At 30.2% G+C, this 14456-nt stretch carries 16 protein-coding genes, 2 tRNA genes and 1 rRNA gene; 3 read left to right on the plus strand and 16 right to left on the minus strand.

What is annotated here, in order from left to right:
- Window positions 1-134: 134 nt before the first annotated feature.
- Genes JK634_RS02560 through JK634_RS02575 form a run of 4 tightly spaced genes read right to left on the minus strand, consistent with a single transcriptional unit; the run spans window position 135 to window position 4624 of the window.
- A complete protein-coding gene (locus tag JK634_RS02560; protein ID WP_202766060.1) occupies window positions 135-2585 on the minus strand; it encodes an ATP-dependent Clp protease ATP-binding subunit in 2451 nt (816 codons plus the stop codon).
- A 12-nt stretch (window positions 2586-2597) separates the two neighbouring features.
- Window positions 2598-3620, minus strand: coding sequence for a protein arginine kinase (locus JK634_RS02565; protein WP_202766061.1), 1023 nt, complete (start codon window positions 3618-3620; stop codon window positions 2598-2600).
- 13 nt (window positions 3621-3633) lie between these two features.
- A complete protein-coding gene (locus JK634_RS02570) occupies window positions 3634-4155 on the minus strand; it encodes a UvrB/UvrC motif-containing protein (RefSeq protein ID WP_202766062.1) in 522 nt (173 codons plus the stop codon).
- Between the two features lie 13 nt (window positions 4156-4168).
- Window positions 4169-4624: a CtsR family transcriptional regulator gene (locus JK634_RS02575; RefSeq protein ID WP_202766063.1), complete on the minus strand. Its 456-nt coding sequence runs from the start codon at window positions 4622-4624 to the stop codon at window positions 4169-4171.
- 137 nt (window positions 4625-4761) lie between these two features.
- On the opposite strand from JK634_RS02575, the gene JK634_RS02580 reads away from it, so the two are divergent.
- Window positions 4762-5412, plus strand: a complete 651-nt coding sequence (locus JK634_RS02580; protein WP_207753579.1) for an MBL fold metallo-hydrolase — start codon at window positions 4762-4764, stop codon at window positions 5410-5412.
- A 141-nt stretch (window positions 5413-5553) separates the two neighbouring features.
- On the opposite strand, the gene JK634_RS02585 is transcribed toward JK634_RS02580, so the two are convergent.
- From JK634_RS02585 to JK634_RS02620, 8 genes are all read right to left on the minus strand, one after another.
- On the minus strand, window positions 5554-5724 hold the full coding sequence (locus JK634_RS02585) for a DUF362 domain-containing protein (RefSeq protein WP_202766064.1): 171 nt from the start codon (window positions 5722-5724) through the stop codon (window positions 5554-5556).
- A gap of 88 nt (window positions 5725-5812) precedes the next feature.
- On the minus strand, window positions 5813-6016 hold the full coding sequence (locus tag JK634_RS02590) for a heavy-metal-associated domain-containing protein (protein WP_202766065.1): 204 nt from the start codon (window positions 6014-6016) through the stop codon (window positions 5813-5815).
- Between the two features lie 20 nt (window positions 6017-6036).
- Window positions 6037-6942, minus strand: a complete 906-nt coding sequence (locus JK634_RS02595) for a PSP1 domain-containing protein (RefSeq protein WP_202766066.1) — start codon at window positions 6940-6942, stop codon at window positions 6037-6039.
- A 1-nt stretch (window position 6943) separates the two neighbouring features.
- Complete coding sequence (locus tag JK634_RS02600) at window positions 6944-7873, minus strand: DNA polymerase III subunit delta' (RefSeq protein WP_202766067.1); 930 nt, start codon at window positions 7871-7873, stop codon at window positions 6944-6946.
- A gap of 17 nt (window positions 7874-7890) precedes the next feature.
- Entirely contained in the window at window positions 7891-8220 is a 330-nt protein-coding gene (locus JK634_RS02605; RefSeq protein ID WP_202766068.1) for a cyclic-di-AMP receptor, read from the minus strand.
- A gap of 122 nt (window positions 8221-8342) precedes the next feature.
- Complete coding sequence (locus tag JK634_RS02610; RefSeq protein WP_202766069.1) at window positions 8343-9020, minus strand: dTMP kinase; 678 nt, start codon at window positions 9018-9020, stop codon at window positions 8343-8345.
- A gap of 26 nt (window positions 9021-9046) precedes the next feature.
- Window positions 9047-10459, minus strand: a complete 1413-nt coding sequence (locus JK634_RS02615; RefSeq protein WP_202766070.1) for an aminotransferase class I/II-fold pyridoxal phosphate-dependent enzyme — start codon at window positions 10457-10459, stop codon at window positions 9047-9049.
- A gap of 23 nt (window positions 10460-10482) precedes the next feature.
- Window positions 10483-10665 carry a sigma factor G inhibitor Gin gene (locus JK634_RS02620; RefSeq protein ID WP_202766071.1) on the minus strand — a complete coding sequence of 61 codons (183 nt, stop codon included), beginning with the start codon at window positions 10663-10665 and terminating at the stop codon, window positions 10483-10485.
- Between the two features lie 213 nt (window positions 10666-10878).
- On the opposite strand from JK634_RS02620, the gene JK634_RS02625 reads away from it, so the two are divergent.
- Window positions 10879-12045, plus strand: coding sequence for a zinc-binding metallopeptidase family protein (locus tag JK634_RS02625; RefSeq protein WP_202766072.1), 1167 nt, complete (start codon window positions 10879-10881; stop codon window positions 12043-12045).
- 39 nt (window positions 12046-12084) lie between these two features.
- On the opposite strand, the gene JK634_RS02630 is transcribed toward JK634_RS02625, so the two are convergent.
- Window positions 12085-12570 (minus strand): hypothetical protein, encoded by a 486-nt coding sequence (locus JK634_RS02630; RefSeq protein WP_202766073.1) that lies wholly within the window; start codon window positions 12568-12570, stop codon window positions 12085-12087.
- A gap of 274 nt (window positions 12571-12844) precedes the next feature.
- Between JK634_RS02630 and JK634_RS02635 the strand changes: the two genes are divergently transcribed.
- Complete coding sequence (locus JK634_RS02635) at window positions 12845-13756, plus strand: S66 peptidase family protein (protein ID WP_202766074.1); 912 nt, start codon at window positions 12845-12847, stop codon at window positions 13754-13756.
- Window positions 13757-13920: 164 nt separating this feature from the next.
- Here the strand turns inward: JK634_RS02635 and JK634_RS02640 are convergent.
- From JK634_RS02640 to rrf, 3 genes are all read right to left on the minus strand, one after another.
- Window positions 13921-13994, minus strand: a tRNA-Cys gene (locus tag JK634_RS02640).
- 7 nt (window positions 13995-14001) lie between these two features.
- Window positions 14002-14077, minus strand: a tRNA-Phe gene (locus tag JK634_RS02645).
- 4 nt (window positions 14078-14081) lie between these two features.
- Window positions 14082-14198: ribosomal RNA gene (gene rrf / locus JK634_RS02650) — 5S ribosomal RNA — on the minus strand.
- Window positions 14199-14456: the final 258 nt, after the last annotated feature.

Consider the following 14456-nt stretch of genomic DNA (forward strand, 5'->3'; position numbering starts at 1 on the left):
ACATACCTAACTCTAGCACATCATTCACTGCTTTGATTTTAACTTCTAATGAATGTTTTGCCATAAAAAATACACCTCCAAATATTATTTTTGTCTAACATTTGGGGTGCACTTCAATTTGACTCTTTTTATTTTTAAACTGGAGTAAGTGGTGTAAAGACTAATCCCTCTTCATGACTAGTTACTTTTACCTTATCACCTTTTTTAATGCTTCCTCTAAGTAATTCTTCTGCAAGCTTATCTTCAACCTTTTTAGTAATAATTCTTCTTAATGGTCTTGCTCCATAAGTTAAGTCACTACCTTCTTTTATTAAAGATTTTTTACTTTCCTCATCAAACTCTAAATGAATTTCTTGCTCATCTACTCTCTTTACTATTGAATCTAACATAAGATCAATAATTTGAAGTAAATCTTCTTCTTCGAGACTATGGAATACTATTGTATCATCAATTCTGTTTAAGAATTCTGGTCTAAAGCTTCTCTTCAGCTCATCCATAATATTGCCCTTCATTTTTTCATATTCACTCTCGGCTTTATTTTCATCAATTGAAAAACCTAAAGTTTTCTGTTTCTTAAGCATATGTGCTCCAAGATTCGAAGTCATTATTATTATAGTGTTTTTAAAGTTTACTGTTTTCCCTTTAGAGTCAGTTAATCTACCATCTTCTAATATTTGAAGAAGAATATTAAATACATCTGGATGTGCTTTTTCTATTTCATCTAGAAGTATAACAGAATACGGCTTTCTTCTTACTGCTTCTGTTAACTGTCCTCCTTCATCATATCCAACATACCCTGGAGGAGATCCTATTAATCTAGAAACTGAGAATTTCTCCATATATTCTGACATATCTATTCTTATTATGCTATTCTCATCCCCAAACATAGCTTCTGCTAATGCCTTTGAAAGTTCAGTTTTTCCTACCCCAGTAGGTCCAAGGAATATAAATGATCCTATAGGTCTATTTGGATCTTTAAGTCCTACTCTAGCTCTTCTTACTGCTCTTGCTACAGACTTAACTGCTTCTTTCTGACCTATAACTCTATTATGAAGAATTTCTTCAAGTTTTAATAACTTATCCGCTTCTTTTTCAGTAAGTTTTTCTACTGGAACTTTTGTCCATTTAGACACTACTGCAGCTATTTTTTCTGCATCAACTATCTGGGTTTGAACTGAAGTTTGTGCACTCCAATTATTTTTAAGGCCTTCCAATTTTTCTCTTAACTCTTTTTCTTTATCCCTTAAAGATGCTGCTTTTTCAAAATCTTGCACTGTGATAGCATCATCTTTTTCTTTCTTTGTTTTATCAATTAATTCTTCTATTTCCTTTAAATCTGGTGGGGCTGTAAGATTTTCTATTCTAACCTTTGCTGAAGCCTCATCAATTAAATCTATTGCTTTATCTGGCATATATCTATCAGTGATATATCTATCAGATAAGTTTACTGCAGCCTCTAAAGCTTCATCAGTTATCTTTACTCTATGGTGAGCTTCATACTTATCTCTTAACCCTTTAAGTATTTGTAAAGTTTCTTCCTTTGATGGTTCTCCAACATTTATAGGTTGAAATCTTCTTTCTAAGGCAGAATCCTTTTCTACATATTTTCTGTATTCATCTATAGTTGTAGCTCCTATACATTGAATCTCGCCTCTAGCTAATGCTGGTTTTAATATATTTGATGCATCTATCGCACCCTCTGCTCCACCAGCTCCAACTATTGTATGCATTTCATCGATGAAGAGTATAACATTGCCGGCATTCTTTATCTCTTCCATTACTTTTTTAAGTCTATCTTCAAATTCACCTCTATATTTTGCTCCAGCAATCATTGAACTTATATCTAAAGAAACTACTCTTTTTTCTTTTAAAATTTCTGGTATATTTCCTTCAACTATTTTTTGAGCTAATCCTTCTGCTATGGCAGTCTTACCAACTCCTGGGTCTCCTATTAAACATGGATTGTTTTTAATTCTTCTACATAGAATTTCTAAAACCCTCTGTGTTTCTTCATCTCTTCCTACTACAGGATCTAGGTTTCCTTCCATTGCCATATCAGTTAGATCCCTACCATACTGATCTAAAGTTGGAGTTTCTTCTCTATGTTTTCTTTTTCCTTCTTCAGCATTACTCTGTGGATTATTTGTATTAGCTGAAAGTGCTGCTATCAAATCCTTTTTCACCTTGTCAAAATTAACATTTAAGGTATTTAAAATTGTAAATGCAACTCCCTCTCTTTCATTTACCATTGCAAGTAACATATGTTCTGGAGAAATATAATTTTGGCCTAAATTTCTAGCTTCTAGTAAGCTTAAGTCTAATAATCTTTTAGTTCTAGGAGTTAATGGTATATCCTCCTTGCCAGATTCAAAATCCCCTTCTCCTACATATTGATGAAGTAAATTTATTACTTGGTCTTCTTTTACTCCATATTCTTGCAATAAATCTTTGCTTATTCCATCTTCAGCTATTATTCCTAGTAGAATATGCTCTGTTCCAATGTATCCATGTTTAAAGTTTTGAGAATGCTTCTGAGCTTTTAATATGACTCTTTGAGCTCTCTCAGTAAATTTACCATACATCATTTTCTCCACCTCCTAAGTTTCTAATAAAATGTTTCTAATTATATTCGCTCTCTCAATGTTTAAATCTCTTTCCTTTAAGCCTGAACCTAAATAATTCTGCAAAGTAGCATTCTGAGAATAAATCAATATCTTATTTAATTTTTTAATAGTTATATCTTCTATTATTCCAAGTTCTACACCTAATCTTAAATTTGATAATAAGGATAACCCCTCTTTCAATGTAAGTATCCTGGAACTCTCTAGCAAAGCACGAGCTCTAAACACCTTATCTTCAAGCTCATATTTATACTGTTTAAGATATATTTCTCTCAATTGCTTTTCTTGAGAAACAACCTGTAAGGTCACAGCTTCTAAATTATTTAAGATATCTTCATCTGTAACTCCTAATGTTACCTGATTTGATATTTGATAAAGATTTCCTTCTCCTTTTGAGCCTTCACCATATAATCCTCTTATGGTCATTCCCACTTGTGCCAATCCTTTAAGTAATTTATTCATTTCATTATTTAAAGTCAATGCTGGTAAATGAACCATAACTGAAACTCTCATAGCTGTTCCTAAGTTTGTAGGACATGCTGTCAAATATCCAAGTTTCTCATGAAATGCATACTCAAGCTTATTTTCAAGCAAAGAATCAATTGTATCTGCTTTTTCATATACTTCTCTTATATTATATCCTCCTGATATACATTGTAGTCTTATATGGTCTTCTTCATTTATCATCAAACTAATTGTTTCATTGTTATCCACTATAAAAGAGGCCACATCATTATTTTTAACAAGATTTGGACTTATTAAATGCTTCTCAACAAAACTTTTTGCTAAGTTAGGAGTTACTTCCCATAAATTATAAGTATTATACTTATCATCTTCAGAAACAGACTCCATAAAAGCTTCTCTTACTTTTTGTCCTATCTGTATGCCTTCTTCTTTAGTTAATTTATTAGGGAATGGAAATTCTTTTAGATTTCTTGCTAGCCTTACTCTGCTAGAAATAACAATATTCTCTTTATTACATTCTATCCAACTTTCCATAAATCTTCCCCTCCTATTCTCCTAACTTATCTTGTAATATTTTGATTTCATCTCTTATTTCCGCCGCTCTTTCATATTCCTCGGCTAAAATTACTTTTTGTAATTCTTCTTTTAGTTTTAATATCTTATTTCTTTCCAATATCTCTTTACCACATTTTTCAGGAATCTTTCCTATGTGTTCAACATCTCCTTGAACTCTCTTTATTATTGGACTTAACGATTTTGAGAAACTCTCATAACACTCACTACACCCAAGTAATCCAGTCTTCTTAAATTCATTATATGCCATACCACACTTCTTACAGTATATGTCACTCTCTGTTTGTGTTTTAGTATTTTTATTGTAATAATCTACAAGTCCTCCTAGTATACTTTGAAGTGGAAATCCATCAAATTCTTCAAAGGAAGTACTTACAGGTATATCTGATATGTCAGCTGCACACTTTTCACACAACCTTACTTCACTTTTATTTCCATTAATAATCTTAACCATATGAACTGTAGCTTCATTTTTGTTACACCTCTCACATAACATATTACTTCCTCCTTTATGATAATAATAATGCAACTGTAGCTTTTAAAATGTCAGCTCTTAATTTATTTTTATTTTCCACAGAATTTAAGGTTCTTTCATTTATTACCATCTTTATAATCTCAAATTCTCTATCATCTATAATGTCTGCATCATATAGACTTTCAAGTAGTGCTATAGCATTATGGTATGTTATAGAATCTCCAATACTTTCATCTATTAATTCTTTTCTTCTCTTATGATTATCATATTGTACTTTTCTTATTACTATATATCCTCCGCCGCCTCTTCTACTTTCAATCAAATATCCTTTTTCATGACTAAATCTTGTTGTAAGTACATAATTAATTTGAGATGGAGCACAACTAAATCTATCTGCTAATTCATTTCTTTGAATTTGTAATTGCTTATCTTCACTTTCTAATATCAAGCTCTTTATAAAGCCCTCAATTACGTCTGATAATCTTGCCATTTTAGCACCTCTTTACCTTGACTTTCTTTGACCTTTATTAAATATATATTATCATATAATAATTATTAGTGCAATTCCTTTGAATACAAATTAATAATATTTTTTACTCTACTTGGTTATACTTATTTTGAGGTGATATGGTGGAAATTATATGGTTTGGTCATTCTTGTTTTCTAATTAAAACATCGACTGGAAGAAAAATTCTTATGGATCCCTTTGATGAAACTTTAGGCTATCCTACTGTTGAAGAAGAGGTTGATATTATAACCATATCTCATAACCATTTTGATCATAATTATATTAATAAATTAAATTCTTCATGTAATATTTGCAGAGAACCTATAAAATATTCCCTTAACTTTTGTAGTATAGAAGGATTTGTATCTTATCATGATAATTTGAATGGAATTAAAAGAGGGCCAAATATTATATATGTAGTAGAAATTGATGGATTAAGAATATGCCATTTAGGAGACCTAGGACATGTTCTATCTGAGGAAAGTAGAAAGTTATTAGAACCAATCGATATTCTGATGATTCCTATTGGCGGAAATTATACAATTAATGGGAAGGATGCTAGCTTATTAACTAAATTACTTAATCCTAAATTTGTTATTCCTATGCATTATAGCACCCCCTATATATCTGCTTCGATAAATGGGGCTGAAGACTTCTTAATATCAATGAGAAATATACATTCTTTAGAAGGAAATAAACTAAATACCTCTTCTTTAGATTTTAATATTTCTGAGCCTAAAGTAATTTTCTTTTCAATTTCTGATTTATAAAGAAATCATTTAATGGATTATGAGCCATAGATTTTTCTCCGTCTGTCCTTCCGAACATACGAGAGAAAATTCGGTTGTAGACTATTTATTACATTTTAAAGTAAAAAAACATCGCCTAAACAGCGATGTTTTTTGTTTAAATTATTCTTGAACTGGTGCTCCTACTGGGCAAACATTAGCACAGTTTCCACAATCGATACAAGAACCTGCATCTATAACAAATTGTGTATCTCCTTGGCTTATTGCATTTACTGGGCATTCAGCAGCGCATGCTCCACAGCTTACGCAAGAATCTTCGATTTTATATGCCATAACCAACACCTCCTAATATTTTTGACGAAAAACGTCATGTCTATTTTAGCATGTTTGGTTAAAATTTAAAAGTCTTTTAGAGCATTTTTTATACTACAGTATAACCTAAAGATTCCACTGAATCGATTATTTTATCTATTGCACTAAAATAATCGTCATATATTATATTAGCTTCGCCCTTCTCTCTGCTTATTTCGCATGCTACAACTCCTTGGTTGGATGCTATTGCATTTTTTATCTTTCGTACATCTTCAGCAGTCTTCATTCCTGCAATCCTTAATGAAGATTTCATTCTAATCCCCCTTGAAAGTTTTAATTTCCCTTTATTAAATCTTTAATTAACGCTTTATCCGCATCATCTTCTATTACTAATTTAATTTCTCCATCATCTACGCTATCTTCATAACTTCCAGATACTAACTCTACATCTTGGATATTATATTCTCTAATAATTTCTTCTTCACCAAATGGCATTCTAACCTTAACAATTTCCTTAACAGTATTATTTCCTACAACTTCGCCTTTACCATCGTCAGTAGAAACGACTGATCCTACTCTAGGTAATCTCTTCCTAATATCTTCATAAGTACTTTGTTCATAATTTAAGCAGCACATTAATCTTCCACAAATTCCTGAAATCTTAGTAGGATTTAAAGAAAGATTTTGTTCCTTCGCCATCTTTATAGATACTGAAGCAAAATCTCCTAAGAAACTTGAACAACATAGTTGTCTTCCACATGGTCCAAGACCACCTAACATCTTAGCTTCATCTCTAACTCCTATCTGTCTTAATTCAATTCTTGTTTTAAATATTGTTGCTAGATCCTTAACTAATTCTCTAAAATCTACTCTTCCGTCAGCAGTAAAATAAAAAATTACTTTGTTATTATCAAATGTATACTCGACATCAATAAGTTTCATATTTAATTGATGTTCTTCTATCTTTTTTAAACATATTTCAAATGCATCTTTTTCTTTATCTTTATTTTCTTTATGTTTATCCTTATCTTCTTGATTTGCTACTCTTAATACTGTTTTTAATGGTGATATAATCTCTTCTTCAGAGATCTCTTTTTCTCCAATTACACATTCTCCAAATTCTATTCCTCTGGCAGTTTCGACTATTACATAGTCACCTTTTTTTGCTCCAGTATCTATTGGATCAAAATAATATATTTTACCCGCTTTTTTAAAGCGTATACCTACAACTTTTATCATCTTAAACCTCCATAAGATCTACAATCATAACATTTAATGTTAATGCAAAATTTGTATTACTCTTTAGTCTTTCTCTTGTATCATTTATTATACTTACTATTTTATTTAACTTTATAAAACTCATTTCTTTTGATAATCTATCTATTTCATGAAGTTTATCACTATTTATAATTAACTTCTTATTTTCAACTTCTTTATAAATTGAGATATCCCTAACTAATGAAAGTAAAACTTGTAGAAGCTCTTCCCATTCCTCTTTATAATTTTTAAAACTTTCTTCGAACCTTATTACTGCTTCTTTATTATTTGTTTTTATCTCTTCTAAAAGTTTACATAATAAATCTCTTAAAGTCGCTAACTTTTCATCATTAATAAACCGTTCTGCTCTTCCTGGAATCCCACTACTATACGCAATAGCTGCATTTTTCTTATCTTCATCTAAAGCTTTAAACTTCAAATCAATATATTCTTCTATCTCTAATAAACTTAATGGAGAAAGCTTGTGAACTTGACATCTTGATTTTATTGTATCTAAAATTTGTTCTCCACTTTCACATAATATTATTATATATACTCCTTTAGGAGGTTCCTCTATAGTTTTTAGTAACGCATTTTGAGCTTGAATTGTAAGCTTATTGCCCTTATGTATTATAACTACTTTCTTTTCTCCTTCGAATGGTTTTTTATTTACCTCTTGTATTATGTCTCTAACTTCATCGATCCCTATAGATTTTTCCTTAAGCCTGTAGTGTACAATATCAGCGTAATCTCGTTCTTCCTTTTTATCCAGTATTCTTAATGCAAATATTGTAGCGAGAGTACTTTTTCCTATGCCGTCTTCTCCTATAATTAAATGAGCATGAGAGAGTGCATTTTTGTCTATAAGCTTATTAAAAACCTTTCTTATTTCATTATGACCAATAAACTCCATTGCACTCCTCCTACAAATTAAATCTTAATAAATTTATCTACATCAACTACAAACACTGTCGCCCCACCCACTTGAACTTCAACGGGATAAGACATAAATACATCTGCTGTTCCAACCATCGGTGTTGGAGAAACCATTAACTGATCTCTAGTTTTACATGTATCTTCAATGATTGCAATTACATCATCAAGTTTTTCTTTTTCTACTCCTATTAACAAGGTAGTATTTCCAGCCTTTAAAAATCCTCCTGTTGTTGCAAGCTTAGTTACTCTAAAACCACCTTCTGTTAGAGCTTCTACTAAATCAACAGAATCATCATCCTGAACGATTGTTATGACTAACTTCATAATATTTTCCCTCCTTTTAATCTATACCCCTTATTAATACTTATTTTACCACAAATTATATACTTAAAATATACTTTTATAATATTCTAACAACTCTACTAATATATTTTATCTCTATTTAACTATAAGTACTTTTTTACATAATTATATATTTCGTTATGTATGTCTTCTATACTTCTTAATTTATCCCCATCATTACATTTTATTTTGTTCCAATTATACTTATTTGCAATATCTAAACTATTATTATATGAGTTCACTAAATATTCCTTATTACTTTCATGAATATCTTTTTCTTTTCCCCCCGTAAATTTGTTTGCTCTTTCCTTCATAAGCTCTTGACTTATCTCAGGAGGCATATCTAAAAATATTACACAATCAGGTGTTGGTAACCCGTATAAATTAAATTCTAATTCATATAGCCAATCCAAGTATTTGTTTCTCTCACTTTTATTCATTTTAACAGCTTGATGCACCATATTGGAAGTAGTATATCTGTCAGATATTATTATTCCACCATTTTTATAGAAATCTTCCCAATCTGTTTTATATGATGCAAACCTATCTATTGCATAAAAAGTTGATGCCACATATGCATTAACATCTTCAGGTTTCTTTCCAAAGTCGCCATTTAAATACATCTTTACTGGTGCACATGCTGGACTATCATAATTAGGATATGTTATTTTTCTTACATTATAGTTTTCCTTAAATAATCTATCATAAAGTCTTTGTGTTTGTGTTGCTTTTCCAGATGCATCTGATCCACTTTCTATTATAATTAATTTACCTTTAGCCATAATTTTCCCTCCATTATCTATATTACCTAATTAGATACTACTTTAACTTTCCCATCCTGAACTCCAATAATATCAATATTATCTTCTAATAGCTCAATTAGCTTGTCCTTTTTCTCATTAGATATTTTCTCTCCCAACATTATAAATGGTATACCTGGTGGATAAGGCGTAATATTCTCAGCTGCTATATGTCCAGAAATATAATTTATATCTAATAAGGTTGTAGCCTTATCTAGTATTTTATACGGTTCAATAATATCTCCATCTTGTATTTCTAAATATGAATTATATCCTTTATAAGTTTCATTTTCACTCTTTACTAATTTCAGTTCTAAAATTGCTTTTTCCAATCTATCAAAATCTTCTTGAGTATTAAAAGGTGTTGCAATAAGTACAACAGTTCTTCCAAAACTCATTTCGCACTGTACTCCTTTTTCAAGTAAATACTTTTCTAAATCAATAGATTTATATTCCTTGCCTTGAGTGATAACTATTTTAGTTGGATCAAAAATCCATTCAGAACCTAAGTCTTCTTTGCTCATAACTTTTATATATGGCACTTTTTTCACATTATCTTTAAATATATTAATTCTGTCGATTAATATCTCATACTCTTTATCTGCTTTTTCTTGTAGGTAATATCTACTGTAATCTAAAGTTAATAAAAAAATGTATGATGGACTTGTGCTTGTAAATATTTTAAGATAAAATTCTATCTTTTCTTTGTACTCTTCCTTATTTATATGTAAATAAGCACTTTGGGTTAAGGAAGGTAATGTTTTATGCGCACTCATGACTATCATATCAATTTCATATTTTAATGGATTTTCAGGTAAATTTTTATTGAAACCAAAATGAGCTCCATGTGCAGCATCTAGTAATATTTTAATATCTTTTTCTTTACACTTATTTACGATTGTTTTTAAATTAACTCCTATTCCAAAATAGTTAGGATATGTTAATATAATTCCTTTAATATCGCTTTCTTTTTCTAATACTTTAAAAAAATTATTCAAATCTATTCCTAAGGTCACATCATTGTTTTTCTCTACAGAATTTTTAAGAAATATTGGTTTCAGTTTTCTAAGCATAATTCCATTATAAATAGATTTATGACAGTTTCTTTCAACCAAAACTTTATCTCCTTCTTGAAATGCTGCAAATATCATAGCTAAGTTACCTGAAGAACTTCCATTAACTAAAAAATATGATGATTTACTCTTATAACAGTTTTTTAATAATTTTTGCGCCTCTTTAATTATTCCTCTTGGATTATGCAAATTATCTAATCCCTCAACCTCAGTAATGTCTGAGCTTGGAATTAGTTCTAATATACTTTTATTAAATGCCCGTCCTAACTTATGTCCGGGCATTGAGAAAGGCGCAAGATCTAACTTTTTATATTCACTTAAACCCTCTAACATTGGTATTTTAGTCATACATTACTTCCCTCATTTAATAATTAATTTGATTTATCAATTATTTCTGCCAAATGCTTTCTTATCTTTCTTCTATTTAACTCATATTTATCCGAATCAGCAGACATTTCTGATATAGCTTTTTCACAATTTAAACAAATTTCCTTTCCGCATATTATTATACCATGTTCAGAATTTTTTCCACATATAATACATCTATTTCTCATATTTTCCCTCCATCAATCTCTTTTTAATATTAGTGATTATTGACTTATTCAATATATAGTATTCATAAAACAATTTAAATTCATTAATTTGATTCCATGTTTTATATAAATATTTTTTATGTTATTGGATAAAATAACATAAGCATCTCTAGTCTATAATTTATATAGAATTTGATGCTAATAATTCTTTGAAAATTCAAAGGAGGGTTAATTTTGAAGCAGGAACTTATTTCATATCTATCAACTTGTAGAGAAGAGCTATTCTCTTTATGTAAATTTCTATATGATAATCCTGAGGAGAGCTATAAAGAAGCAAAGGCATGTTCATATATAACAAATTATTTAAAAGAAAAGGGGTTCTATGTTAATAATAACTTTTTAGGTATTAAAACTTCATTTATTGCTGAAGTAGGAAGTGGGCACCCTAAAATTTGTTTTTTATGTGAGTATGATGCAATCGCTGATTCTGGTCATGTTACTGGCCATAATTTATTAACTACAATTTCTATCGCATCATCTATAGCTCTTGCAAAACTTTCTGATAAGTTTAAAGGTTCTATTGTCTTAATTGGCTGTCCTGGTGAATATTTGGGTGGTACAAAGACAACAATGGTTAGACAAGGTATCTTTGATGATATTGATATAGTAATGCAATGTCATCCTAACACTATAACAGCTGAAAGTGGAACATCTTCAGCAATAATTCCACTAAAAGTTAATTACAAGGGAAATGCAGGGCTAAGTTTTTTAAATAAAGGTGTTTATAATTCTTTAGATGCAACATTGCTTACATTCAACACTCTTAACTCCTTGATGAAGGGTTTTCCAGATAACTTGGAGATTAACTCTATTCTATCAAAAGGAGGTCTTACACCTTTACTACTTCCAACCGACTCAGAGGCTAAATTTTATATACGAGCTAAAGAAATGGAATATGCTAAATTTGCTGAAAGTAAACTAAGAGAGATATGCTCATTTGTTTCACATATTCTTAATATAGATCACTCTATTTCATTCTATGAACCTCCTAATGAAGAGCTGTTAACAAACATAACTTTAAACCGATTGTATTCTCATAATTTAAAGGAGGCAGGGATTATAGATATTGCTCCACCTAAAGAAAGTAATGCTGGATTAAGTTTAGGTTGTGTTAGTCAAAAAGTTCCTACAATACAGCCATATATTGACATAGTCAATAATCAAAACATTAATTATGGATCTGTAGAATTTGCAAAAGCAACATTAAGTGATTATGCTATGGACAATGCAATAAGAGCATCTCATGCTTTGTGTTTTACCGCTTTAGATGTGCTACAAAACTCTCAATTATTAAGTGAAGTTAAGTCTGAATTCTTTTCATTTAATAAAGGCTTATATTAATATTTAAACTCAAAATAAAAAAGGTGACTTCTGTCACCTTTAAGCTACTTTTTTTCTATTTATCTTGTCAACTAAACAACAACTTGGTTGGAAATAAAATTTTCTAATTTTATTTCCATCTCTATATCTGCAACAATATACATCAAAAGAAAATGCACTACACGCATATCTTTTACTAAAAATTGCTGCTAAAAATCCAACTTTTGTTTTTTTAATATATATAATATCATTTATATTTATGTCCTGAAGTGTATTAACTTTCTTATCAGATATTCTATTTATTATAAAGTCTTCTCCAATAATCGAATACTTATATTCAGATTTACACTCTCTATATTGAGAAAATAAAAAAACTCCTATTAAAAGTAATATGATAGGATCACTTATACTTGACACCCCGAATCCACTTATATTTACAGTTCTAAATACCTGTGAAATTACTATAGCAATTGATATCATAATTATTGATAAGATTAGCACTGGTGCCTTTCTCTTTTTCAACACTTCTTTGTGCATTATACCCATATGTGTCCCCCATTAATTACATAATAATCAGATTATACTAGTGTTTTCTATTTAAATCTATAGCTAATTTCCTCTATATATATTCATTATAAAATGAATATTGCAATGTTAACGTTTGTAACAGGCTTTTTATGCTTTTTCCTCTAGCTTTCTCATTTATCTAGGCTTATAAACTTTAATATTAATAATGTTTATTCATCACTAAATAAATTTATCACATTTTCACTTAGTTAATGTATAAAATGTATTACTATTAATTATCAGGAGTACAACCATGCTAATCCCATGTGCACTAAAAAATGGTGATACTATTGGAATTGTTTCTACAGCTTTTCGTGAAGATAAATCAGTTATCGATGGTAAGATTAATTATTTTGAATCACTTGGTTTCAAAATTAAAATTGGTGAGTCTGTTTATAAAGAAGATGGCTATTTTTCTGGAAGTACAACTGCCAGAACTCTAGATCTTATGAATATGTTTAAAGACAAAGATGTAAAAGCTATTATATGCTTTAGAGGCGGATATGGCTCAATTAATATATTGCCTTATATCAACTTGAATACAATTAGATTTAATAAAAAGATATTATGCGGATATAGTGATACAACAGTACTTATTAATTATATATCAAAGAAAACTGGGTTAATCACTTTCCATGGTCCCATGATAAATTCTGATTTCAATAATATAGAAACCTTGGAAAGCCTTAAGTTTACTCTAATGCAAGGAAATAAGCCCTATAGTATACCTTTAGGTAATTGCTCTTTTATTAATCCTAGCGAAATATCCGGAAGATTATGCGGTGGTAACTTATCAACTATTTGCTCATCTATTGGTAGTCCCTATGAACCAAATTTTAAAGATAAGATCCTTATTATAGAAGATGTTAATGAAAAACCCTATAGTATTGATAGAATGTTAACACAACTACTTTTATCTGGAAAGTTGCATAAATGCAAAGGCTTTATCTTTGGTTCATTTTATAAATGCGATAGTGATAATATATCTAATAACTTCACTATAAAAGAAATAATAAGTCGTATCTTTACCCCACTAAATAAACCTATTATACTAGATTTTCCTATAGGTCACTCTTATCCTAATCTTACTCTTCCAATAGGTGCTATGGCTAAATTTAATCTTTTTAAGAAGACCCTTGATATTATTAATCCTGTTGTTAAGTAACTTATTCACACAAATCCACAAATCGCACACAACTTATCCACATTTTTTGTTGATAAGTTTGTATTTTTTGTTAATAACTTTTATTTGTTAATTGAAATTTTACTTAATTTACAATCCTCTAAACTATAAAAGACTAGCAAACTTAAAGTTTACTAGTCTTTTTTTGGAGGCGCCACCCAGATTTGAACTGGGGATAAAGGTTTTGCAGACCTCTGCCTTACCACTTGGCTATGGCGCCACACTTATGGTGGCTCGAGCAGGAATCGAACCAGCGACACGAGGATTTTCAGTCCTCTGCTCTACCGACTGAGCTATCGAGCCACAGAATTGGCGATTCCCTACTCTCCCACACAGTCTCCCGTGCAGTACCATCGGCATCTCAAAGCTTAACCGTCCTGTTCGAAATGGGAAGGGGTGTTACCTTTGTATCATCATCACCAATTACTTCTAAAATTGCTACCTCCTTCGTATTACTTCGTCACCGTCGTCATTCCGGTGCTCACATAGCTTATAGTATGCTGCGCTCCTCATTTCCTAGGTTCCTCGTACTACTCGGATCTATCAATTTTATTGTGAATTTACTCTTTTGTGAATTAACTCTTATCGAATTAATTATTTGTTGAAAAAACTTTATGTTCTTTCAAAATTGCACACAATATCCAGTTGTTTTTATTTGGTCAAGCCCTCGATCTATTAGTAT

Source organism: Clostridium paridis (genome assembly GCF_016765615.1).
In the GTDB taxonomy this organism is placed as follows: Bacteria; Bacillota; Clostridia; order Clostridiales; family Clostridiaceae; genus Clostridium_T; species Clostridium_T paridis.